Origin of the sequence: Gloeobacter kilaueensis JS1, assembly GCF_000484535.1 — a bacterium.
Lineage (GTDB): Bacteria > Cyanobacteriota > Cyanobacteriia > Gloeobacterales > Gloeobacteraceae > Gloeobacter > Gloeobacter kilaueensis.
The window spans coordinates 29458-53580 of sequence record NC_022600.1 but is presented as its reverse complement, the minus strand read 5'-3'; the positions used below and the strand labels follow the sequence as shown (position 1 = coordinate 53580).

Sequence of the window (24123 nt, the reverse complement as noted above, 5' to 3'; positions counted from 1 at the left end):
GTGAATGCGACGGTGAAAAAGACATGACAGCGGCCCTGGAACTGGTCTTTCTCAGCAAGCGCTACGGTGCCCGTCAGGCCGTCGATGGGCTGAATCTGACCATTGCCCAGGGTTCGTTCTACGCCCTGCTCGGGCCGAACGGTGCCGGGAAGACGACGACCCTCCGGATGGTCGCGGGTCTGTTGCAGCCCGACAGCGGCGACGCGCTTATCCTCGGGCACAGCACCATCCGCGCCGGTACAGAGGCCAGGCGGCTGCTCGCCTACCTGCCCGACGACCCGCTGCTCTATGGCAAGCTCAGCCCGATCGAGTATCTCGAATTTGTCGCCGGACTCTGGGGGATGTCTGCCGGTGAGGCCGAGGGCAGGGCAACAGAATTGCTCAAGCAGTTGCAACTATGGGAAGTGCGCGCCCAGCTGAGCGAAACTTTTTCGCGGGGGATGAAGCAGAAGCTGGCTCTGGCCGGAGCGTTCATCCACCAGCCCCGGCTCATCATCCTCGATGAACCGCTCACCGGTCTGGATGCGGCGGCGGCCCGGCTGGTCAAGGACATGCTGGTGCAGTACGTCCGGCAGGGCAATACTGTGATCCTCACCACCCACATCATGGAAATTGCCGAGCGCCTGGCCCAGCGCATCGGGATCATCGATCGCGGAAAATTGGTGGCCGAGGGCACTCTCGACGAGCTGCGGGTCCAGGCAGGAGAAGCGGGCGGCACGCTCGAATCGATTTTTCTGGATCTTACCCAGAATCAGGACGCGGGCGAATGGGAACCGTAATGCAGGTCGGCACGCTGCCCTGGCTGTTGCGCCATGAACTGCGCCTCTGGTGGCGCGAACTGAGCGCTGAGCGCTCCACCCGAATCTGGCTGGTGGTGCTGGTCGTGGCAGCGCTGGCACTGGTGGTTTTTTTGTGGAATATTCTTGCAAGCATCCGCCAGACCCTCGAAGCGAGTACCCTTCCTGAAGCAGCGATCTGGATTGCCGTCGCCATCTGGTTTGTCGGTTTTTTTTACACCTTTTATCAGGCGGTGGAGCAGAGCATCGTCGCTCTTTTTGACCGGGGCGATCTCGATCTGCTCATCAGCTCCCCCATCGACAGCAAGGTGATCTTTGCCTCCCGGCTTTTAAGTGTGGCTTTTGAGGGGTTTTTGGGCTGCTGCCTGGTGGTCGTGCCCCTCGGTGGACTCGCTGTGATTATTGGCGTTCCCCGCCTGCTGGGGCTTTTTCCGGCGGCAGTCGGGCTGTCGCTTGGGACGGCGAGTCTGGCGATGCTGTTGACCCTCTGGCTGGTGCGCCTGTTGGGAGCGGCGCGGGCCCGCAGCCTGGTCCAGGTGTTGACGGCCATTCTCTCGGGCACACTCTTTTTACTCTCGCAGTTGCCCAATTTGCTCAGGGGCACCGACGCCAGTCTGGCTGCCGTCCTGATTCGCTTTCAGTTTCTTTTTGCGCGCGGGGCACCCCTGGGCAGTGACAGCTGGCTGTGGTTTCCAGCCAGGGCGATCTTCTTCGATCCGCTCTCGGTGCTGTTGACGCTGGTAGTGAGCGCGAGCCTGGCCTGGTTCACCGTCGGGGCGCTGCACCGCACCTTCGTAAGCGGTACCCAGCAGACGGCCCTGGTGAGCCAGAAGCCGCGCAAACGGCCCTCGGTGCTGCGCTTTCGCTCCGGCCTTAGCTGGGTGGTTTTGCTCAAAGAATGGCGGATTATCCGGCGCAATCCCTATCTGCTCTCCCGCACCTTTTTGCAGGTGCTGTTTGTGATCCCGGCGGTCGTGCTGCTGTTGCAGGACAACCGTCGGTTGCTTTTTGGCTACACGGGCCTGGTGGCGACGATTGGCGCAGTAGCAGGGGGCGCACTGGCGGCCACCCTCACCAGTATCTGTGTGGCGGGCGAGCAGGCTCCTGACTTGCTCAAATCCTCCCCCAATTCGTCCGCTTCCCTGCGCCGCCTTAAACTGCTGGCGGCCTTGATCCCCGTCTGGCTGCTCTTTTTGCCGCTCTTTTTGCTGCTGGTTGTTCGGGGGGAGCCGTGGTTTTTTGCCCTCGCCATCTTTGGGGCGGCCACCGTGAGTGCTGCTGTCCTCAGACTCTGGAACTCGCGGCCCGTTCCGCTGGCGGAGCTTTTTCAACAGCGGCAGCGGCGCGGCGATATCGTCTTGAGTTTGCTGGAAGGGTTCTGCTGGCTGGGCTGGGGCTTTCTTGGTTTTCGAGCCGCCCTCGGTTTTGGCCTCGAAAGCCTCGCTGCTCTGGTTGGACTCGGGTTCGTCATTGCGGTGGGCTACTGGCGCAGTCGGCAGTTGGGGAGTTCTCTGGGTTTTTAGAAATAAAAGACAAAAGCCGTCGGGGGAGGGGTTCTCTGGGTTGAGCTGCTTTGAGGAAACAAAACCATCGGGGGGAGGGGCCCTTCGCGCCCTCCCCCCAAACCCCCCGCCCCGCGTGAGGGGGGCACCCGTGTCCCCCTCACCCTCCCCCCCGACTTTGACGCCTTCGCTATGCACGAGAAGTCATACCAAGTTGGCCAATACTTGCGCGGTTTCGATTCTCGACCAAACTCCTGCCTCGCCTGCACCCTCGAATGTGCGAACCGCGCATCACTATCACGATTTGGTAGGACCTCACCCATCCCACCTGCAGCCCAGTTACAGTGAACCCCCCCTCGTATATTGCTATTGGTTCCAAGGTAGCGGTGAGGACTGTGCCCCCCCTTGCGGCTTTGACCGCGTGGAAGAGATTGTCCCCCGCTATCAAGGACCGGCAAAGCTGAACCGTATCGAGTGGCACTGACCACGTATCACGAGGCTAGACTTTTGCCGTCCTGCGGAACTTGCCTACCTCCTCTGAAGCTTCAACTGGAGACACTCATGCAGCGAGACGGTTCACAAAACGACTATCAGCTATTTGTCGGTATTGATGTGGCGGCACTCACTGTCACTGCCGCCTGGCTGCTCACCCACGCAAAGCCTACCGCTGCCATCACACTGCCCCAAACCCCCGAAGGACACTGCCAATTGGCCGAACGCTTACTCGCCGTCTGTCCCACCGCCGCTGAGGTGTTAGTGGTCATCGAAGCCACAGGCTCCTACTGGATGCGACTGGCCACATTTCTGGCGCTCAAAGGTTTTGCCGTCAGTGTGGTCAACCCCGCTCAGTCTCATTACTTTGCCAGGGCACTGCTCAAGCGTTCCAAAAGCGATGCGCTTGATGCCCAGACGCTTGCCCAACTCGCTGCCGCCCTGCAACCTGGTCTTTGGCAGCCGCCGCCTGAGATTTATTACCAACTCCAACAGCGCCTGCAGCATCGCGATGCCTTGCTGCAGCAACGCCAACAACTGCACAACCAGTTGCACGCTCTGCGGCAATTTCCGTTGGTGGTGGCGGCGGTACAAGCGAGTCTGGAGCAGTTGAGCCACACCTTCGATGAGCAGATTGCGCAGATGGAAGCTCAGCTAGAAGCGCTGCTCGCCCAAGACTCGCTTTGGCATCAAGCTGCAACCAAGCTGCGCACTATCAAAGGCATTGGGTCTGTCACCGCTGGGTGGGTGTTGGTGAGTACCCTCAACTTCGGCTGCTGTGCAACGGTGGAAGCGGCGGTGGCCTACGCGGGTCTCGCTCCCCGCTCCCACCGTAGCGGCACCAGCCTTCATAGACCAGAGCGCATCGGCCATGCAGGCAATGCCCGCTTACGCACGGCGCTGTATATGGCGAGCTTGAGTGCGATCCGCTGCAATCAGCAGATTAAAAGCTTTTACCAGCGGCTACGAGCAGCCGGTAAACCGGCAAAGGTAGCGCTTTGCGCTGCGGCTCGCAAACTCTTACACATTGCCTGGGCGGTTGTGAAAACAGACACGCCTTTCGATGCAGAGCACGGCAGGTTGGTTTGCTTGCAGTAGGGCGGAGGAAGAGAAGAAAGGAGGAGGCTGCTTGACTCTCAATACCGTATCTCTTCTCCTCTGCCCGGCGGGGCAGGGGAGGAGAGGGGGGGGCAGGGGGGGTGTGGAGGGGTGGGGACCGTTTTAGAAGTACTCAAAAAAGCAAAAGAACAACCAGCCCAAAACCTCATGCTTGCTGAGCTTTGTCTACTCAGTTTGTTGTTTAGACAGTGACTCACTCGCCGTAGGCATCCATCGGCAGGCAGGAGCAGACCAGGTTGCGGTCCCCGGCGGCGTTGTCGATGCGGCCCACCACTGGCCAGAACTTGTGCTCGCGGGTCCAGGGAGCAGGATAGGCGGCCTCGATGCGGCTGTAGCTGTGGGGCCATTCGGCGGCGAGCAGGCAGAGGGCAGTGTGGGGAGCGTTCTTGAGCAGGTTGTCGGCTCGATCGGCTTGACGGTCTTCGATGGCAGCGATCTCGTGGCGGATCGCAATCAGAGCGTCGCAGAAGCGGTCGAGTTCGGCTTTCGATTCGCTCTCGGTAGGCTCGATCATGATCGTGCCTGCCACCGGCCAGGAGACGGTCGGTGCGTGGAAGCCATAGTCCATGAGGCGCTTGGCAACATCTTCGACTTCGATGGTGGCGCTCGTCTTGAGCTTGCGCAGATCGAGGATGCACTCGTGGGCCACCAGACCGCTTTCGCCCCGGTAGAGCACCGGGTAGTAGGGAGCGAGGCGGTGGGCGATGTAGTTGGCGTTGAGGATCGCGACTCGCGTCGCTTCGGTAAGTCCGCTGCCCCCCATCAGGGCGATGTAGACCCAGGAAATCGTAAGAATGCTGGCGCTGCCCCAGGGCGCAGCGGCGACAGCACCGATGCCGGAGGGACCACCCACCTGCTCGATCACCGGATGGCCAGGCAAGAACGGCACCAGGTGAGAGGCGACGCCGATCGGTCCCATGCCGGGGCCGCCGCCGCCGTGGGGAATGCAGAAGGTCTTGTGCAAGTTGAGGTGACAGACATCCGCGCCGTAGTCGCCGGGACGGCACAGGCCCACCTGAGCGTTGAGGTTGGCACCGTCCATGTAGACTTGGCCGCCGCTCCCGTGGACGATCTCACAGATCGAGACGATGGACGACTCGAAGACACCGTGGGTCGAAGGATAGGTGACCATCAACGCCGCCAGCCGCTCGCCGTGGGCCTGGACTTTGGCGCGCAGGTCGGCTAGATCGATGTTGCCTTCTTCGTCGCAGGCAACCGGCACCACCTTGAGGCCCGCCATCACCGCCGAGGCGGGATTGGTGCCGTGGGCCGACTGAGGAATCAGACAGATGTCGCGGTGGGCTTCTCCCCGGCTCCGGTGATAGGCGCAAATGACGAGCAAGCCGGTGTATTCGCCCTGGGAACCGGCGTTGGGCTGCAGCGAGATTGCAGCAAAACCGGTGATTTCAGCCAGAGCAGCCTCCAGTTGCTCGAAGAGAATCTGGTAGCCCCGCGCCTGGGAGAGGGGCGCAAAGGGATGGAGTTTGCCAAATTCCGGCCAGGTCACAGGTAGCATCTCGGCGGTGGCGTTGAGCTTCATCGTGCAGGAGCCGAGGGGGATCATCGACGTGTTGAGGGCGAGATCCCGGCTCTCCAGCCGGTGCATGTAGCGCAACAGCTCGGTCTCGGAGTGGTAGCGCTGGAAGACCGGGTGCGTAAGAAAGTCACTCTGGCGCACGAATGCGGCGGGCAGGATGGCCTGGTGGGCACTTAGATCTTCGAGTCCAAAAGGCAGTGGCCGGTCGAGGGCAAAGATCTCGAAGAGCGCTTCGAGATCGGCAAGAGCCGTGGTTTCATCGAGGGAGATGCCCAGAGCCGTAGATTCAATCGGGCGCAGGTTAATTTTGCGCGCCTCCGCCCGCTCGATGAGCTGCCGCAGGCTCGCTGCATCGTCGAGTTCGACGCGCAGGGTGTCGAAGTACGCCTGCGAACCCAGCCGGTAGCCCAGGCGCTCCAGGCCACGGGCCAGAATGCCCGTCAGGCGATGAATGCGGCCTGCGATCCGGCGCAAGCCCTCCGGACCGTGGTAGACGGCGTAGAAACCGGCGATCACCGCCAGCAGTACCTGGGCGGTGCAGATGTTGCTGGTCGCCTTGTCGCGGCGGATGTGCTGCTCGCGGGTCTGAAGGGCCAGGCGCAGGGCGGGCTGGCCGTGGCTATCTGTCGAGACCCCGACAATCCGGCCTGGGAGCTGGCGCTTGAAGCGGTCGCGGGTGGCAAAGTAAGCGGCGTGGGGACCGCCGTAGCCTAAGGGCACCCCAAAGCGCTGGGTATTGCCCACGGCGATGTCGGCTCCCCACTCGCCGGGCGGGGTGAGCAGGGTGAGGCTGAGCAGGTCGGCGGCGACAGTGACCAGGGCTCCCGCCCGGTGGGCCGCCTCGACGAAGGGGCGGTAGTCGTAGAGCGCTCCGTCGCTTGCCGGGTACTGCAACAGGGCTCCGAAGCAGGGCTGGGCTGCAAAGTCAAACTCGCGATGATCGCCCACGACGACCTCGATCTCCAGCGGCAGGGCGCGGGTGCGGACGACGGCGATCGTCTGGGGATGGCACTCGCGGGAGACAAAAAAGCACCTGCTGCCGCCCTTTGCCTTGAGGCCAAAACTCATCGTCATCGCCTCGGCGGCGGCGGTGGCCTCATCGAGCAGCGAGGCGTTGGCAATCTCAAGAGCGGTGAGATCGATCACCATCGTCTGAAAATTGAGCAGCGCCTCAAGCCGCCCCTGGGCGATCTCCGCCTGGTAGGGCGTGTACTGGGTGTACCAGCCGGGATTTTCGAGGACGTTGCGCTGGATCACCGCCGGGGTGATGCAATCGGCGTAGCCCATGCCGATGAACGAGCGATAGATCTGATTTTGAGCGGCAATCGCCCGCAACCACTCCAACACCTCGTACTCGCTTTTGCCCGCCGGTAGCCGCAACGGCGATGAGAGGCGAATGTCGGCGGGCACCGCCCGGTCGATCAGTTCATCGAGCGACCGGCAACCCAGCGCAGCCAGCATGGCCTCCACGTCCCCCTGGTCCGGTCCGATGTGGCGAGCTGCAAAGCTGTCTGTATAATCAAAGATACTTTTACTATCGGCGCGTGCGGCGACCGGTGAGTCGGTAGCACTGTTCCAGGCGGTCAGCAGGTCCAACTCACGGTCGATGGTAGGTTCTGGCATAGAAGGCACTCGCTAAACGAAGGCTGCAGGCGGTGACAGCCCTATCGGTCATCCTTCAAGCTTAACCGCATTTGCCCTGTAGCCGGTAGACGCTCCCCCGGACCCTACTTAGCAGGAACTGTCGTCTACAAATCCGACCGCAGAGAGAGAAGACAGTTCTACCTGCGAATGGTGACTGGAGCGCTCGAGGTTGCGAGACTGGCACTGTAGCCCTGACCGGCGAGTGGAACGATCTGGCGGGGCGAGATCATTTGAGAGGATGCTTATGAACGTGACTGGTAATGGTCCTTACCCGATTTCGGATAACCAGGGCCTCGCGGTGGGCAGCACGATCGCCGGGCTTTTTGCCGACGAAGATTCGACCCGCCGGGCGATCGAAGAACTCACAAGAGCAGGTTTCAGCGACGAGCAGATCATGGTGGCGGTGCTCGATCGCCACGAGCAGGACGACCTGGTCAAAGAGACAGAAGCAGAACCGCTCAACAAGCAGACCGCAATGGGCAAGTTCGAGGGCAGTTTCGTCGAGGGGGTGGCCCGGCTGCTGCCGCGCGGTCGGGGAGTCGCCAACATCGTCTACTCGACGCTGGTGCGGTTGGGCTTTACAGAAGAACAGGCCCGCTACTACGAGCAGGGCTACGAGGCAAACCGGATCCTGCTGGTCGTCGATGCGGCCTTGAACGCCGATCGCGCCGGCGAAATCCTGCAGCGCAACGGCGCTGACCTGGGTCCACTTACCTCGACGAACACCGTCGTTCGCGACCGCGATACCACCGTCTCAACTTCCGGTTCGACGCCGCCTTCGCGGGGGCCGGTAGGACTGAATCCGGACGAGGTGCAGAACCTCTGATACCCGTGGCCTAGATTACGCTCTGGGCAAAGGCGCGCGCCTCGCGGGGGCGGATGTTGACCTGCTGGCCCACTTCCAGTTCACCGAGCTGGCCTTCGAGTTGCCGGAAGTCCTCGCGCGTCAGATGCACGGCCACAGCATTCTCAGAATCGAGGCTGAGGTCGATTACGATATCCCATCCCAGATGGGTGATCCGGTTGACTTCGGCAGGCAGCGAGTCTGACTCCTGGTGCGGCAAGATAACCACGTCGTGGGGGCGAATGAAAACTTCGCCCTTTTCGCTGGTGTGCTGAGGCGGCAGGTGTTTGACCAGCGGGTTGTTGGGCTTGAGGACGTTGACCGGACCGACGAAGCTCATCACAAAAGGGGTGGCCGGGGTGTTGTAGATCTCCTGGGCAGAACCCACTTGCTCGATGCGGCCCTTGTTGACGACGACGATCTGATCGGCCACCTCCATCGCCTCCTCCTGGTCGTGGGTGACGAAGATCGAGGTGACATGCATCTGGTCGTGCAACCGCCGCAGCCAGTCGCGCAGTTCCTTGCGGACTTTGGCGTCGAGGGCTCCAAAGGGCTCGTCCAGCAACAGCACCTGTGGCTCGGCTGCCAGAGCACGGGCGAGGGCTACGCGCTGGCGTTGACCGCCCGACAGTTGCGCCGGATAGCGGCCAGCCAATCCTTCAAGCTGGATGAGCTTGAGCAGTTCGTTGACGCGCTCGTTTATCTCAGCTTTGGGCCGCTTGCGGATCGAAAGACCAAAGCCGATATTTTCGCGGATCGTCATGTGCTTAAAAAGCGCGTAGTGCTGGAAGACAAAGCCTACGTTGCGCTGACGGATCGGCACGCGCGTCGTGTCGGTCTCATCGAAGTAGACTGTGCCGGTGTCGGGCTCTTCGAGTCCGGCGATCACCCTGAGCAGAGTGGTCTTGCCCGAGCCGGAAGGACCGAGCAGAGCGACGAGGGAGCCGGAATTTACATCGAGCGAAACATTGTCGAGCGCAACGAACGAACCAAACTGCTTGGTGACCCCACGAACACTGATTCCCATATCTAACTCCTATATACGGGGGGAGAGTGGATGTATTCAGCCCTACAGACCCTACTTAAACTCTCGGTGGATGCAAAAGAGCAGGCATAATCAGATCCAGCGCGCCATCAGCACCGCTTAGAAACTGACATGCCCTACATCATATCTGTGATCTGCTGATTGAATAGCCCGAATATTTGATTAAAAATGCAGCGTTAGATACGAGAATGCTTCAAGATAGCTAGGCAGGCGTAGCTTTCCCTGAGTATAGAACGATTCCGTTAGAATAATCACGAAAGGTTGACGATGGAATTGAGCTGTCAGAAAGCAAAAATTCGTGCAAGATAACGCACTTAAATCTAATAACGGCCAAATTTGACATATAGTCAACTTGCGTAGTCCAGTTCACAAAAAGGGTTCTTTGGTGATGCGAGCAGCGCTGCTCTACGGTCAACAGGACGTGCGTCTGGAGGAAGTATCGACGCCGATAGCGGCGGCGGGGGAGGTACTGGTGCAGGTGGCGGTCGCCCCAACCTGCGGCACCGATCTCAAAGTCTGGTTGCGGGGCGGCCATGCCCGGATGCTGACGCCGCCCACCCCTTTTGGCCACGAATTTGCTGGGACGATCCTGGCGGTGGGCGAAGGGGTGAGCAGCTGGCAGCCAGGCGAGCGGGTGGTAGCCAACAACTCTGCCCCCTGCTTCGAGTGCTTTTATTGTCGGCGCGAGCGCTACAGCCTGTGTGAAAATCTGCTCTTTCACAACGGCACCTTCGCTGAGATCGTCTGTTTGCCGGCAGCGATCGTCCGCCACAATCTACTCGCTGTGCCCGATGGATTGCCGCTGGAGCTGGCGGCGATGAGCGAGCCGCTCGCCTGCGTGCTGCACGGCGTCGAGGAGGCCGGGGTGGTCCCTGGCGATCAGGTGGTCGTGATGGGCGACGGGGCGATCGGTCTGATGCTGGTGGCCGTCTGTGCCCTGCGCGGGGCAACGGTCATCCTCTCGGGGGGCCAGACGAGCCGTCTGGCTCTGGGCAGGCAGTTGGGGGCAGGCGCGGTTCTCAATTATCGCGAAAGCCCCGATCCGGTTGTCTCTTTACGCAAACTGGCCAACGATGGTCGGGGAGCGGACGTGGTCATCGAGGCAACCGGCTCGCCTGCTGCCTGGCAGATGGCGATCGCCGCCGCCCGCCCTGGGGCGACGGTCTTACTTTTTGGCGGTTGTCCACGCGGTACCTCGATCGCGGTGGACACCGAGAACCTGCACTACAACGAGCTGACGCTCAAGGGCGTCTTTCACAACACACCGCGCCACCTGCGCGAGGCGCTGGCATTGCTTGCTTCGCGGCAGTTGCCCTTCGAGCTGCTCATCAGCGACCGGCTGCCGCTGGCAAAATTAAACACGGCTCTGGAGCGGATGCGCGACCGCACCGCTGTCAAAGTGGCGATCCTGCCCGGCGACTGAGGAGCACACCGGACTCAACCCAGCCGCAGATTTCCCCTAAATAGTTCTTGACGCTCCCGGAGGCGCGGGTCTAGCCTGCGCAGTACAGGAGTAACCCTTTCTGCAGGTGCATTATGGACAAAGAATTCCTCGGCAACGTCCGTGGGCAGGAGCGCCCAGTCGGCAGCCTTATTCGGGTCGAGTTAAGATATATACTTCAATATAGTCGCCGCAAACGCTGTGAGGCTGTCCTGCTTGCGGCTGGTTGTCTATTTTGCCTGCTGCCCGCTCCTTTGCGTGCCACCCCGTCCGGCAACCCTTCTGCTCAGACACAGCAACCCTGGGAATCGCTGCCGTGGCAGAAATGGCGCAAAAGTGCTGTTCTTCCCCAGGCAGAGGCGAAGGATGCGGTTTGCCGTTCCTACGCCGGTGGCTCGACAACCACCAGTACCGAGGTGCGCACCTATTCGTCCGATCTCACCAGCCAGCAGCGGCCCTGGCTCAATACCAATACCAACCCGGACGACCAGAACCGGGCGTTCAATTTCAGTGTCAGCTACAAAGAAGTGTACAACGGTGACAGATCGAAGCCGGGGGAGTGCCCGCAGTAGTACCGCGCCTGCGATCGCTGTTGTGGGCTGACGGGCTGCCATTCTAAAAAGTACCTGCAATTGCCCAGCGGTCGCAGGGCGTTCTGCCTGGTCGATGGGCGAGCAGCTAAGTTGGTAGCGGTCCAGACGCCGGTTGTCCGCTTGAAATCTACTGCTGTCGCAAGTTGGGTTGCTTCTGTTCTGGTTCTGGTCATCGCCTTCTGGTTGCGCGCGACGGTGCCGGGATCTGCTGCGGGTTGTGTCAGCCGCTTCGACGGGCGGGTGGATTATTTTTCTGACAAGAGTGCCCCCCGCTTTGCCCGCGCCTTCAGCGTCGAGTACCACAGGCACTACAAGATCGTCACCGTCCGCGATCCCTGGCGGGGCGCTGTAGAGCCGCTGCGCTACGTTCTGGTGCAGTGCGGTACACCGGTACCTGCCGGCTTCCCGAGGGCTCGGGTAATCCAGGTGCCGGTTTCCTCCGTCGCCGTTCTCTCCACCACCCACCTGCCACTTCTCGAAAAGCTCGGATTGCTCGACACTCTGGTAGCCGTCGCCGATCCCGAACTTATCCACAGCGAGGCGATTCAGCAGCGCCTCCGCAGCGGACGCATTGCCACCGTCGGCAAAGAAGCGGCGATCGATGTCGAGCGGCTTCTAGAATTGCAGCCCCAACTGGTCACTGCCTTTGCCATCTCCCCCGATACCGACGACTTTCCCCGGCTGACGGCCTCGGGCCTCAAAGTCGTCCTCAACGCCGAGTACCGCGAGAATACGCCCCTGGGCCGCAGCGAATGGCTCAAGTTTCTGGCTCTTTTTTTTAACAAGGAAGCCCTCGCCAACCGCCTCTTCGACGGTATCGTGCAGCGCTACAGCGAGCGCGCCCGCCTCGTGCGCGGAATCACCCACCGCCCGACCGTCTTCGCTGGTTTTGCGATGAAGGACAGCTGGTACGTTCCCGGCGGCAAAAGCTATCTGGCTCGCTTTCTTGCCGATGCCGGGGCAGATTATCTCTGGGCCACCAATCCCGAGACCGGCGGCGTTCCCCTGAGTTTTGAAGCGGTCTACGAGCGGGCTGCCGACGCCGAATTCTGGCTGGGTGGCAGCCTCAACTGGCGGAGCATCCAGGATGTGATTGCCGAAGATTCCCGCTATAACCGGTTGCGGGCTGTGCGGCAGCGGCGCGTCTACAACGACAACCTGCGCCTCAATCCAGCTGGCGGCAACGACTACTGGCAGGGCGGGATCGTCAATCCCGATTTGATTCTCTCTGACCTCATCCGCATCTTTCATCCGGAGCGGCTGCCGGGCTACGAGCTGGTCTATTACCGGCCCCTGAAGTGATGAAAAAACCGTGGAGGCTTCCTGCAATTGCCCTCTGGGCTTTTCCTGCCCTCGGCCTCCTGGTGCTTATCGCTATCCTTCTTGATCTTGCTTTGGGAACGGTGGCTATCCCTCTGCAGGACGTGCTCATGATCCTTACAGGCGGCGTGCCCCAAAAAGCGACCTGGGCGACGATCGTGCTCGAATTTCGACTGCCACGGGCAATGGCCGCGACGCTGGCGGGGGCGGCTCTGGCGGCGAGTGGCCTGGCGCTGCAGGCGCTTTTTGCCAATCCCCTCGCCGGTCCTTTTGCTCTGGGCATCAGCAGCGGTGCCAGCCTGGGCGTTGCCTTGGTCGTCCTCGGAAGCGGCACGGGCGGCTGGTTCGCCGGACTCACGCGCCTCGCGGAACTCGGGTCGGTAGCAGCGGCGAGCCTGGGCGGTGCTGCCGTACTGGTTGTACTGCTGGTGGTGGCGCGGCGGCTGCGCGGGGTCGCCACACTCTTGCTCCTGGGATTGATGAGCGGCTACGTCACCGGTGCCCTGGTCAACCTGCTTGTCTACCGGGCCGCTCCCGAGCAGGTGCAGACGTACCTCGTCTGGAGCGCCGGGAGTTTCGGTGGCGTGAGCCCGGCCCAACTGTCGGTGCTCGTCCCGGTGGTTGGCCTCGGGCTTGTTGCCCTGGTGCCCCTCGCCCGGCCTTTGAACCTGTTGCTCTTAGGCGAAGCGCAGGCCCAGGCCCTTGGCCTCAGAGCAGCAAGGCTGCGCCTTGGGATCATCGCCGCCACTGCCCTGCTGGCCGGTGGCGTCACCGCCTTCTGCGGGCCGGTCGCCTTTCTCGACATCGCCGTGCCCCACCTGTGTCGGGGTATTCTGCGCACCGCCGATCACCGCCTGCTCTTGCCCGCCTCGATCCTCATGGGCGCACTGCTCGCCCTAATCGCCGATCTAGTCTGCCAGCTCGCCGGAGGGGGGCAGGGGGTGCTCCCGCTCAACACCGTCACTGCCCTCATCGGCGCACCGGTCGTCGTCGCCGTTATCCTGCGCACCCGAAACCGCTCGCCCCTGGATTGACGATTCTCAGCGATAAGTCGCGCCTGGAGAACCTTTCGCACCCCACGCCAACCGCACCTGAAACAGGTGCAGTTTTTATAGATTTCCCCCGAATAGTTCTTGACCCTTCTGGCTTGCCGGTCTACATTGCTCAGATAGCAACCCTTTCAGCAGGTGTGTCATGGATGAAGAGTATCTCTCCGAAGACGGGCAGGAATATTTCCCTGGTGACGGCGGTGACGATGAGCCGTATGCTGCTGCCGATTTCAACAATGAGTAGGAATATTCAACTGGCGATGATGGCATATAGCAGCCCGATGCTGCAGAGGTTGATAACTCTTGAGGCAGCGCTCTGACTGGACAGAATAATTGTGAGAAATAGACTCGATCTTGTCTTCATACCTAAAATTCTTGCAACGGTTCTCGTCTTATCGTTTTTAGCAACTTTCGTATTTGCAGCAGAGCGTGCTTCAGTTGCGGAATGCAGAGTTTCTAACGCTGAGCAAGTTAAGAATGAGCGTACTATAACTGTTCCCTTTCATTCTTCTCCTGCTGGCTTGGCTGCATTTAGTACAAAAATAAATGGACAGGAGCCGTTCAACTTTGTCCTTGATACGGGCGCTACATTCAACTCTGTTTCCGAGAATGTCGTGCAGAAGCTTCACCTACCGCTTCGCATACTAGCCAATCCTTTTTCAGTCGAAACTGATGGTAGTCTACCTACTCAGATCTCCGGAGAATCAATCGCGAATGAGCTTGAGATCGGCAATCTAAAGCTGAGGAATGTTGTTTTGCGCATTCTTCCAGCATCCGCTATGTCGCGCTCTTCATTTTTGTCAAAAATTGACGGCATCCTTGGAGTAAGTTTTTTTCAAGATTTTCTTGTTCAACTAGATTATGTAAACCTAAGTGCCACTTTTAGCGATTTTGATAGGTCGCTCTCCGGGTGCGATGTGGCTGTCATTCCGTTTACTCAAGGCCCAACAGGGATGCCTATTGTTGAGGGTGAGATTGATGGTATTCCTGCTCAACTCGACGTTGATACTGGCTCTTCAAGCTCACTAATTTTATATAGACCATTTGTCGAAAAAAATGGCCTATATAAACTTTATTCGCGCAAGATACCCTCTTCCAAATCAAGTCTTGGAGGAGTGTTGTACACTGAACGAGCGCGAGCGCAGGTGCTCAAGATTGGCCAATTCGAGATTAAAAAGCCTTTGATAGAATTAGTCTCTGAAAATGAGAAGTCAACTGATGCAAACAGCGCATCTGGCGTGATCGGAAATGACATTCTTTCTCGATTTAATGTGACCTTTGATTTCAAGCGTCAGCAAGTAGCTTTGCAAAAGAGTGCCCGTTTTGATCAAGTATCTCACTACGTCGTTCTTGGTATGTATGTCGATCTAACAGATGGCAAAGTAAGTTCTGTTACCAGAAATGGCCTGGCTGAGCGTTCTGGCTTGAGAACAGGTGATCGAATAGTTGCGATCGATGGCAAGCCATTCAAAAAACTCAATAGTGTTGAGGTTGTTAGCAAGCTTCAACAACTTCCAGACAATAAGGTGCGTCTTACTGTACGAAGAAAAGATAAATATCTCAACATCTTGTTTAAGTTTGAAGATGCACTATAGCCTTGAGCTGTTAGAGCCACTTTGAATCTTGCAAAAGGTAAGTGAACAGCTAGCAGAATCTGTAATTCGGCCAGTTAGCCAATACTCGCTGCTGCAGTTCGAGGGGGTAGCTGCCGGTGAACGAACTGTGTTTGGGCAGTTTGCCGATGCCCGCGAGGGCGTCGATGTATTCGCGCAGGCTCCTGAGATGGACGATGTTCATAGCTGTTTTGCAGTCCGGTGAGTGGAACGTTACTCTTCGAGGTCCACCCAGACCGTCTTGGTCTGCAAGTAGAATTCCAGCGCCTCCCAGCCCTGCTCGCGGCCATAGCCCGACATCTTGTAGCCGCCGAAGGGGCCCGACGGGTCAAAGTGGCCGTAGGTATTGACCCAGACGGTACCGGCTTTGAGTTTCGCGGCGGCCCGGTGCGCTTTTTTGATGTCGCGGGTGTGGACACCGGAGGCGAGGCCGTACTGGTTGCCGTTTGCCAGGGCGATCGCTTCGTCGAAATTCTCGAAGGGCATCATCGAGAGAATTGGCCCGAAGGTCTCCTCGCACACGATCGTCATCTCACTGGTCGTATCGGCAAAAACCGTGGGCTCGACGAAGAAGCCCCTGCCGGTGCCGATGTCGCAGGCACCACCTCCAGCTACCAATCGGGCCCCTTCGCTCTTACCCGTCTCCAGATAGCGCAGGACTTTTGTGTACTCGTCGCGGTTGGCGATCGGCCCCATGTCGCTCGCCGGATCGAGAGGATCGCCCGGACGGGTTGCGAGGGCACGCTGGCGGACCCGCTCCACCACTTCCTCGTAGACGCTGCGCTCCACCAGCATCCGGCTACCGGCGTAGCAAATTTCGCCCTTGTTGTAGAACATGCCGTCGTAGGCGGTCTGCACGGCCCGCTCGAGGTCGGCGTCGGCAAAGATGATGTTCGCCGACTTGCCCCCCAGTTCCATCGTCAGGTGCTTCAGGGTCGAAGCGGAGTCTTGAATCACCCGGATGCCACTCGCGGTGGAGCCGGTGATTGCGACTTTTTCAACAAGGGGATGGGTAGAGAGGGCATGACCGACGGTGCCACCGGGGCCGGGCACGACGTTGAACACTCCTGCCGGTACACCCGCCTCTTCCATCAGCTGGGCGACTTTGAGGGCGGAGAGGGGCGTGGCCGAGGCGGGCTTGTGGACGATCACGTTTCCTGCCGCCAGGGCCGGAGCAAATTTGCTGATGCTCAAGATCAAAGGAAAGTTGAAGGGGGTGATCGCCGCCACGACACCCAGCGGTTCGCGCCGGGTGTAGGTATGGAGACCCTTCGTCGTTTGTTTGACTGCCCCCTCGATCTTGCTCGCCCAACCGGCGTAGTAGTGGAACATGTTGGCCAGGTGGGGAATATCGACGCTCATCGAGTCGCGAAAGAGTCGTCCCATCTCCTTTGCCTGCAAGAACGCCAACTCCTCGCCGTACCTGTGAAACAGATCGCCCACCCGCCAGAGGATCTCGCCGCGCTCGTGGCCGCTCAGCTCACTCCAGGGACCGGACTCGAAGGCTTGGAAAGCTGCCTGCACTGCCGCTTCGACATCTTCTGTCGTACCCTCGGCAATTTCGGCGATCTCCGCCTCGCTGCTCGGATCGATGACCGCAAAGGTCTTGCCGCTGTGGGAGGGCCGCCATTCGCCAGCGATGTAGAGATCAGTCCGGTCGATGGCAAAGTCCGGGCGCACAGCAGCTTCCCCAACCGGGAGGCTCCCGGCGGGCGTGTTTTCACAGATTTTCATCGGTTTTCCTCAGACGAACGAAAAATCAGGACGGGGCTTCGCGCCGCAGCAACTTGATGGCGACGTTCGGCCCGAGGCCGAGGCCGTAACCCACCTGGGCGACCAGCAAACCGGCAGGCTCGATCAAGCGGGCGCGGCTGAGCGCTCCGGCATCCACCGCCTCCATCCCGGCTTCAGAAAGCAACCCGGCCACGACCGCCTTGGCCTGAGCATCGTCGCCGCAGTAGAAGACGGACGGCGTGATATCGCCAAATTGCCGCGAGGGGGCGTGCAGAATTTCGGCGTTGAGCGGCAGCGCCTCGACGAAGATCGCTCCCGGTGTACGCTGGGCGATCCACTCCCCGGCGGAGGTGGTCGTACCGATGTCGAGGCCGCTGAAGTCCGGCTTGAGGGCGTTGACGGTGCTCAGGAGCAACTTGCCTTCGACGCTGCCCATCTGCTGCAGGGCGTCGCTCACCGCCGTCCAGGGAACGGTGAGCACGACTAGATCACCAAAGCCGACCGCCTCCCTGGGCGTGCCTGCCCTGGCGTTCGGGCCGCTCTGCTGCGCCAAACTTTCGAGCTTGTGCGGATCGCGCGAGTAGCTGTAGAGAATCTGGTGGCCGCCCGCCGCCCAGAGTTTGCCCAGCCCACTGCCGACGCTACCGGCACCGACGATGCCAATCTTCATGCCGCTCACTCCTGCTTGCGAAGCCAAAATTACCAGCAGTAGCCTGCACCTGTCCAATAGCGGGGCAGCGGGGTTGATAGTTTTTAGCTATCAATCCTGCCTCAAAACGTATCGCTCCGCTGTGCCGGTTCGTCGTAACTTGGAAAAAATCGTCCCGCTGCACCGATGGAAAACCGGCCTGAGATCGAGTTTCGCCAGTTGCGCTACTTCGTGACTCTGGCTGAGGAATTGCACTTTGGTCAGGCTGCAGTCCGGTTGCAGATAGCCCAGCCATCCCTCAGCCGCCAGATTCAGCTACTGGAGCAGCAGTTAGGAGCAACGTTATTTCGTCGTTCCCAGCGGCAGGTGCAACTCACGCCCGTCGGGCAAATATTTCTCGAGCAGGCGCGGCTGACCCTCGAACAGCACGAGCGCACTATCGAGATAACCCGCAACGCCGCTCAACAACAGATCGACGTGCTCACGATCGGCTTCGAGCCCTGTGCCACCTTCCACGGCCTGCTGGCAGTCGCGAAACAATTTGCCCAGGACTATCCGCAGATCAAGCTCATCAGCCACCAGCTCACCGCACCAGAACAGCACGAGGCGGTACGCCGGGGGCGGATCGAGGCCGGTTTTTTGCATCCGCCGGTGGACGCTCCGGGCCTCGTCTACGAGAAGGTGCTGGAGGAGACTTTTCTTTGCGCCCTGCCCACCAGCCACCCCCTCGCCCGCCGCCGCAGAATTGCCCTCGAAGCCCTGACAGATGATGCTTTTATCCTCTTTCCCCGTTCCCTCGCGCCCGCTTGCTTCGACATCATCTACGAGCTGTGCCACCAGGCAGGCTTCCGTCCAAAGGTGCAGCACGAGACGAGTGACTTGAATTTCTGCTTGAATCTGGTCGCCTCCGGAACCGGTGTCACTCTCGTTCCCGCCTGCGCCCGCGAGCGGCAGGTCCAGGGCGTCACCTACCGCGAACTGAGCCGGGCCACTCCGCAGGTCGAATCCGGTTTCCTCCGGCGCTCGGGCGAACCGCCCACACTGGCCTTCACGCAACTGCTGGCCCTCTGGAGAGCTCATGCCGCCGACTGCCACTAGCGTTATCGGCTCCATGTTTGATTCTGGCCTGGAAAGGAGCGGCAGATCAGGTTCGCACGGAGGATCGGTGCTTCAGCAGGACAAAAAAGAAGTAGCGGCCCCACTACTTGTGACCCGTCCCGGACATTCATGCAAGAGGTCTAATGATTCTGAGGATCTAGGTCCAGCCCAACAGTTCAGGCAATCGTCCGACCGGCGGTGCGCCGTGGCTCAGAGCAGCGGCGTGGAAAGTGGCCAGATCGAAGGGTTGGCCCTGCTTTTTTGCTCTTGCTTCCGCCTGTTGCCTGAGCCTGAGCCAGGACTGGTAACCGACGAAGTAGGTGCTGAGTTGGGTGGAGCTGATCTGGGCGCGCACCCACTTGGCCCGCGCCTCCCCTTCCTGCTGGTAGGAGCGGCCCACCATCAGTGCCACGGCTGCCGCTTCGTCCATCTCACCGGCATGGATGGCATGGTCGAGGATGGCGTTGGTGACGGAGCGCAGGTAAAATTTCTGGCCCTGCAGGGCAATCGCCTTGGCGCGCAACTGCGGGTCTTGCTTGAGCTGCCAGAGGGCATCGGAAAGACCCGCTGGTTTGCTTTTGCCTGGCTCGGCCCCGCTGTAGCCCGCTTCGGTCATCAGGTGCTCGCTGTAGACGGCCCAGCCCTCGACGAAAGGACCGTTGGCGTAGACTTTGCGCACTTTTGAAGGCACTCGCCTGGCGTAGTAGCCCTGGACGAAGTGGCCGGGGATCGCTTCGTGGATCGAGAGGATCTCGAGCATGAAGTTGTTGTACTCGCGCAACAGTGAGGCGCGGCGCTCGGCAGGCCAGTTGTCGGGGACCGGCTGCACAAGATAAAAGCTGGGTAGCCCCGGCTTGTCGCTGTCGAGGGGCGGCGGAGAATCGAGGCCCGCCAGCGCCACACCGCGCTTTTGGGGCGGGGTCCAGATCACTTGCAGGACCGCGCTTTGATCTTGAGGAACCAGGCGGCGCGCCTCTACGAAAGTGGCAATCTGGGCAAGCTTGCTCTCGCAGGCACTGCGCAATTCGTCGGCGGCAACGCAGTCGCTGGCGAGTTCCGCGAGTACCTGCCGGACTACCTGATCGTCGGAGGCGGGTACTTTTGCTGTCCCAAAAAGGGGCGCGTAGAGTTCCCGCGCCAACTCGGCCATGCGCGAGCGCACCCGCTCGTGCTCGCGGGTCGCCAGGTCGTAGACTTCACTGGCTGTCAGCTCGCTCTCCAGGGTGAGTTGCAATTTGCGATCGAAGTTGGCGCGGCCCAAGCGCCAGTCGCCGTTCGCTTTCGGTAGCCATTCGTCTTTAAGAAGTGAGCGAAATTTTTCGATGGCGGCAAGGGCGGCGGGCGTAGCGGCGGCAATCCGCCGGGCAAGGGCCGGTGGTGCGTCCGGCAGGCGGCCCAGAATGTCGCTCTGCACCAGGGTCAGCAAACCGTCGGCCTGCTGCAGAGCCACCTGGGCGTGGGGATGGAGGATCGGACCCTGGCGCAGGTTGACCCGCGCCTGATCGATAAAGGCCGGGAGCGCTTCGAGGCGCTCGGCGACGCTGGTAGCGCGCACCTTGGTGGCAGCGAAGGGGCGGCTGAGCAGGTCGTCTATGCCCGAACCGATCAGGCCAGTATAAAAAAGCGGGCTGCGTCGCTCTGGCGCTTCGGCTTCGGTTACGAAGCGCTCCAGTTCGAGCTGATTTGAGAGGGTATCGAGGTCTACCCGGCTACCAGCATCGAGGCCGGTGCGATCGAACACCCGCAGTTGTTCGATGGCGCGGGCGACCCGTCGCTGCTCGCGCTGGAGGCCAGCAGCGCTCAGATCGGGCCACTGCCCGTCGTAGCGGTGCTCGCCAACACCGGTGGCTGTCACCGGGTCGGCGGCGAGGCTTTCGGTGAGGATACGGTCGGTCAGTGCTTGAGCCTCGCTGGCGCGCTGGTTGGTTTGGGCAGCCCATAGCCGGTCAGCAGCGCCGAGAACAAGACCAGCAGTAGCGAGCAGGGTGCGCCGCCGCAGCCGAATCGAGGAAAAATCCAGCATCTATTCCTCTTCGAGTTGTTCGCTCGCCTCACCCAGGGTGACGGGCACCTGGATCTGGCGTCCGCCACGGATGACCGACAGGTTGAGCCGTTCGCCGGGCTTATGTTTCTGGATAAGCGCGATCAGTTCTTGAGCGTCGCTGATGCGGGTGTCGCCCACCGCAACGATGATGTCCCCGCCGATCGGTAAGCGGTAGTTGCCGATCACCGCTTCTTGATTGCCGGCCTGCAGTCCGGCGCGGGCCGCCGGCCCACCGGGAGCGACACCGGCCACCAGAGCCCCTTGATTGACCGGCAGGTTGAGCGCTTCGGCCACCGGCGGGGTGAGCGAGAACAGCTGCACACCCAGGGAAGCGCGCCGCACACCGCCACGGATGAGCAGTTCCGGCAAGACCTGGCGGACTGTATCGACCGGAACGGCAAAGCCGATACCGGCGCTTGAGCCGCTGGTGCTGAAGATCGCTGTGTTGACGCCGATGAGCCGACCGGTGCCGTCAAGTAGAGGCCCACCGGAGTTGCCGGGGTTGATGGCGGCGTCGGTCTGGATGAGTCCCCGGAGGGTGCGCCCGGCCCGCTCGGACTGCAGATCGCGGCCCAGAGCGCTGATCACACCGGTGGTGAGGGTGCGGTCGAGGCCAAAGGGATTGCCGATGGCGAGCACCTTGCGGCCCACCTTGAGGCTGCTCGATTCGCCCAGGGCGATCGTCGTCAGGTTGGCGGGCGGGTTTTGAATCTGGATCACCGCCAGATCGTTGTCCGGATCCGCGCCCACCAGCCGGGCCTTGTAGTGCTTGCCGCTCGCCAGGGTAACTTCGAGTTGGCTTTTGGCGGAACGAACGACGTGGTAGTTGGTGAGGACGTGGCCCTGAGGATCGAGGATGCTGCCGGAACCGGTGCCCTGTTCGGGAATCGGGCGGCTGAAGTAGTCGTAGTTGATCACCGTGGTCGTGATGTTGACCACTGCCGGACTGACGCGCTCGTAGACGGCGATGTTGTCCTTTTCTTCGGAGCCGAGGCTCGCCGGTAGCGGCGCTGGGGCAGGTGCCTCCGGAGCCGGGGCTGGAGTAGAAGAAGGGACGGGTGCAGTGGCAGGTGCGGGAGGAGCAGCGACCCGGTTGACGGCAAAGTAACTGCCGGCAGCTCCACCCACTGCGGCAAGAAGCGCGATGACGAGAACTTCAGTCGGCTTGAAGGTCTTCACTTTTGTTGACAAACTCTAGTACCAGGGTACCGCATCGGTCGATTGCCCCTGCCCACCCTGGCTGGACGACGACGGTCGCCTCGGGCATCTCGATGAGAGCCGGTCCTGCGATCGTGCTCCCGGCTCCCATCCGGGTGCGATCGAAGACGGGGACGCTCTGCCAGGCACCGCCGAACCAGGCTGTGCGCAAGCCTCGCTGCGCCCCACTGTCGGCTTCTGGAGCGCGAAGTTCGGGCAGGGCCAGTGCTTCGGTGGCTATCAGCCTGGCCTGCACCCACTCGATCGGCTGCTGCGGGTCGGCCCAGCCGTAGCGCCGGGCGTGGACGGCGTGAAAGCGTTCTACCAGGGCTGCCAGTTCTTCTTGAAGCGAGAGCGGCACTGTCAACTCGAAGGACTGCCCCCGATAGCGCAGATCCGCGAAGTATTGCCGCTCGGCAAGGGCAGGCGGTGCCTGCTTTTCAAGCGTCTCAAAAAAAGAGCGCCAGCTATCGCCCAACCCGCCGAGCGACTGCAGCACCGCCAGAGAAAAATCGCGCCGGAGGGGCGAGACGGCAAGCCCCAGGGCGGAGAGCACGCCCCCTGCCTCCGGCACCAGCACCCGCGTAATCCCCAGAGCCTGGGCCAGATCGCAGCCGTGCATCGGACCAGCGCCGCCGAAGGCGAGCAGAGCGAGCCGACGCGGATCGATGCCGCGTTCGATCGACATCACCCGCAAAGCGGTAACCATGTGGGCATTGGCAACTTCCCGGATGCCCACGGCGGCGCGCTCGTCGCTGAGGCCCAACCGGGTGGCCAGATCTTTGATGACAACCAGTGCTCTCTGCCGGTCGATCGTGAGTGCCCCGCCTAAAAGCGCCCCGTCGGCCAGATAGCCCAAAAGCACGTTCGCGTCGCTCACCGTCGGCTCGTTCCCCCCTCGCCCGTAAGCTGCCGGGCCAGGAATCGAACCGGCGGAGTGGGGGCCGACCTGGAGGGCACCGCCGCTGTCGGCCCAGGCGATCGAGCCGCCCCCGGCACTCACCGTATGAATATCGATCTGGGGCAGGCGCACCGGGTAACCCGCCACCACCGCCGCCGCACTGGTCTGGGGAGTGCTGTCTAAGATAAGCGAGACATCGGTGCTCGTGCCGCCCATGTCGAAGGCAAGTACGTCCGGGTAGCCCGACTGGGCAGCCACGAAAGCCGCTCCGCGCACCCCGCCCGCCGGTCCTGAAAGCAGAGCCGCCGCTGCGCGCACCTCGCCAATCGTCGTCACCCCGCCGCTCGATTGCATGATCTGGGGAACGGGCAACCGCCGCTCCTGGCAGCGCGTCGCCAGCCGCCTCAGATAAAAGTGCAGGGCCGGGCTTAAATACGCATCGACCACCGCCGTGCTGAAGCGCTCGTACTCGCGAAATTCAGGTGCCACCTCAGTTGAAAGCGACAGGTGAATCTCTGGAAAAGCCTTCCGCAGCGCTCTGGCCACCGCCTGCTCGTGCGCCGGGTAGCGAAAGGCAAATAGCAGCCCGACAGCGATTGCCCGGATCTGGCCTGCTGCCACAAGCGGATCTAGAGTGGCAATCACCTGCTGGAGGCTTACAGGATCGAGCGGTTCGATCACCCCCGCCGGTCCCATCCGCTCGCGCACCGTCAGGCAGTGCTCGCGCGCCACCAGGGGCCGGGGCCGCTGCCGGGTGAGGTCGTAGAGATGGGGCCGATTCTGACGAGCGATCGTGAGCACATCTCGAAAACCTTCGGTGGTAATAAAAGCTGTCGGCGCTCCCTTGCCTTCTAAGAGGGCGTTGGTCGCCACCGTCATCCCGTGGGCAAAAACCTGGACCTCAGCAGGATCGATCCCCGTGCGCTCGAACGCCTCGATCACTCCTTCGGACTGCTCGGCGCTCGTCGGCACCTTGGCGGTGATCACGCGCCCACCCGCGATCAGCACCAGGTCGGTGAAGGTGCCACCCACGTCCACACCCAGGCGAATCGAACCCACGCGCGCTCCTGTGCTCAAGAGCCATCATGGCATGGGCCGCTCGAATACTCCGATCAGCCCTCGAGGGAATAGAGCACCAGCTCGTAACCGGCTGCACAGCTCTGGGGATTGTTGTAATTCGTCAGCTCGCCAGCGAGCTGTCCCAACATCTGGCGCGCATCTACCAGAACACCGGCAGTCCTCGCCCTCTGCACAGCCTGCAGCGTCAGCCGGGCCACCTCAAGGCGCGGCTCCTGGCAACGCGCTGCGACGCGATCGAGCCCGCTAGTATATTGCGCTACGGAAGTGTGGTGCTCAGCTAGAGAAAGCAATTTTTCAGCTCGCGTGTCCGACATTGCCGCAGACTGGGCAGTGATGCCGAGACAGAGAACCAGCAAGCCGGCACAGCCGCGCTGGATTGTGTTTTTGATCTGGACGAATAGTGGCATGTCTACTCTCAACCCTT

19 protein-coding genes are annotated in these 24123 nt (G+C 61.1%); 10 read left to right on the top strand and 9 right to left on the bottom strand.

Annotation, left to right across the window (positions count from 1 at the left end; translation table 11 throughout):
* Positions 1-23: 23 nt before the first annotated feature.
* The 3 genes from GKIL_RS00235 (at position 24) to GKIL_RS00225 (ending at position 3889) form a co-directional block, all read left to right on the top strand.
* Entirely contained in the window at positions 24-779 is a 756-nt protein-coding gene (locus GKIL_RS00235; RefSeq protein WP_023171282.1) for an ABC transporter ATP-binding protein, read from the top strand.
* Positions 767-2320 (top strand): hypothetical protein, encoded by a 1554-nt coding sequence (locus GKIL_RS00230; protein ID WP_023171281.1) that lies wholly within the window; start codon positions 767-769, stop codon positions 2318-2320. The genes GKIL_RS00235 and GKIL_RS00230 overlap by 13 nt, the downstream gene beginning before the upstream one ends.
* Positions 2321-2860: 540 nt before the next feature.
* Positions 2861-3889 (top strand): IS110 family RNA-guided transposase, encoded by a 1029-nt coding sequence (locus GKIL_RS00225; protein WP_023171280.1) that lies wholly within the window; start codon positions 2861-2863, stop codon positions 3887-3889.
* 214 nt (positions 3890-4103) lie between these two features.
* Here GKIL_RS00225 and gcvP read toward each other — a convergent pair whose 3' ends face one another.
* Positions 4104-7070, bottom strand: a complete 2967-nt coding sequence (gcvP, locus tag GKIL_RS00220) for an aminomethyl-transferring glycine dehydrogenase (RefSeq protein WP_023171279.1) — start codon at positions 7068-7070, stop codon at positions 4104-4106.
* Between the two features lie 265 nt (positions 7071-7335).
* Between gcvP and GKIL_RS00215 the strand changes: the two genes are divergently transcribed.
* Positions 7336-7917, top strand: coding sequence for a YflT domain-containing protein (locus GKIL_RS00215; RefSeq protein ID WP_023171278.1), 582 nt, complete (start codon positions 7336-7338; stop codon positions 7915-7917).
* Between the two features lie 10 nt (positions 7918-7927).
* Here the strand turns inward: GKIL_RS00215 and GKIL_RS00210 are convergent, their stop codons facing one another.
* On the bottom strand, positions 7928-8962 hold the full coding sequence (locus GKIL_RS00210; protein WP_023171277.1) for a sulfate/molybdate ABC transporter ATP-binding protein: 1035 nt from the start codon (positions 8960-8962) through the stop codon (positions 7928-7930).
* A 406-nt stretch (positions 8963-9368) separates the two neighbouring features.
* Here GKIL_RS00210 and GKIL_RS00205 point away from each other — a divergent pair, with 406 nt between their 5' ends.
* The 5 genes from GKIL_RS00205 to GKIL_RS23160 all read left to right on the top strand — a co-directional run bounded on the left by GKIL_RS00205 (position 9369) and on the right by GKIL_RS23160 (position 14978).
* On the top strand, positions 9369-10403 hold the full coding sequence (locus tag GKIL_RS00205; RefSeq protein ID WP_023171276.1) for a zinc-dependent alcohol dehydrogenase: 1035 nt from the start codon (positions 9369-9371) through the stop codon (positions 10401-10403).
* Positions 10404-10675: 272 nt separating this feature from the next.
* Positions 10676-10993: a hypothetical protein gene (locus GKIL_RS00200; protein WP_144080277.1), complete on the top strand. Its 318-nt coding sequence runs from the start codon at positions 10676-10678 to the stop codon at positions 10991-10993.
* Positions 10994-11053: 60 nt separating this feature from the next.
* Complete coding sequence (locus GKIL_RS00195; protein WP_187293863.1) at positions 11054-12316, top strand: ABC transporter substrate-binding protein; 1263 nt, start codon at positions 11054-11056, stop codon at positions 12314-12316.
* A complete protein-coding gene (locus GKIL_RS00190; protein ID WP_023171273.1) occupies positions 12316-13368 on the top strand; it encodes an iron ABC transporter permease in 1053 nt (350 codons plus the stop codon). Before GKIL_RS00195 ends, GKIL_RS00190 begins: the two co-directional genes overlap by 1 nt.
* Before the next feature lie 350 nt (positions 13369-13718).
* Positions 13719-14978, top strand: a complete 1260-nt coding sequence (locus GKIL_RS23160; protein WP_023171270.1) for an aspartyl protease family protein — start codon at positions 13719-13721, stop codon at positions 14976-14978.
* A 49-nt stretch (positions 14979-15027) separates the two neighbouring features.
* Here the strand turns inward: GKIL_RS23160 and GKIL_RS25085 are convergent, their stop codons facing one another.
* From GKIL_RS25085 to GKIL_RS00180, 3 genes are read right to left on the bottom strand one after another with little or no spacing between them, the layout of a single operon-like run.
* Positions 15028-15180 (bottom strand): hypothetical protein, encoded by a 153-nt coding sequence (locus tag GKIL_RS25085; RefSeq protein ID WP_023171269.1) that lies wholly within the window; start codon positions 15178-15180, stop codon positions 15028-15030.
* A gap of 29 nt (positions 15181-15209) precedes the next feature.
* Positions 15210-16730, bottom strand: a complete 1521-nt coding sequence (locus GKIL_RS00185; protein WP_023171268.1) for an aldehyde dehydrogenase family protein — start codon at positions 16728-16730, stop codon at positions 15210-15212.
* A gap of 25 nt (positions 16731-16755) precedes the next feature.
* Positions 16756-17400: an NADPH-dependent F420 reductase gene (locus GKIL_RS00180; RefSeq protein ID WP_023171267.1), complete on the bottom strand. Its 645-nt coding sequence runs from the start codon at positions 17398-17400 to the stop codon at positions 16756-16758.
* Between the two features lie 165 nt (positions 17401-17565).
* Between GKIL_RS00180 and GKIL_RS00175 the strand changes: the two genes are divergently transcribed.
* Entirely contained in the window at positions 17566-18477 is a 912-nt protein-coding gene (locus GKIL_RS00175) for a LysR family transcriptional regulator (RefSeq protein ID WP_023171266.1), read from the top strand.
* Positions 18478-18634: 157 nt separating this feature from the next.
* Here the strand turns inward: GKIL_RS00175 and GKIL_RS00170 are convergent, their stop codons facing one another.
* The 4 genes from GKIL_RS00170 to GKIL_RS00155 are packed head-to-tail and all read right to left on the bottom strand — an operon-like array spanning position 18635 to position 24106.
* Positions 18635-20500: a DUF885 domain-containing protein gene (locus GKIL_RS00170; protein WP_023171265.1), complete on the bottom strand. Its 1866-nt coding sequence runs from the start codon at positions 20498-20500 to the stop codon at positions 18635-18637.
* Complete coding sequence (locus tag GKIL_RS00165) at positions 20501-21712, bottom strand: S1C family serine protease (RefSeq protein WP_071824848.1); 1212 nt, start codon at positions 21710-21712, stop codon at positions 20501-20503.
* Positions 21678-23678 (bottom strand): hydantoinase/oxoprolinase family protein, encoded by a 2001-nt coding sequence (locus tag GKIL_RS00160; RefSeq protein ID WP_023171263.1) that lies wholly within the window; start codon positions 23676-23678, stop codon positions 21678-21680. Before GKIL_RS00160 ends, GKIL_RS00165 begins: the two co-directional genes overlap by 35 nt.
* Before the next feature lie 53 nt (positions 23679-23731).
* Positions 23732-24106 carry a hypothetical protein gene (locus GKIL_RS00155; RefSeq protein ID WP_023171262.1) on the bottom strand — a complete coding sequence of 125 codons (375 nt, stop codon included), beginning with the start codon at positions 24104-24106 and terminating at the stop codon, positions 23732-23734.
* Positions 24107-24123: the final 17 nt, after the last annotated feature.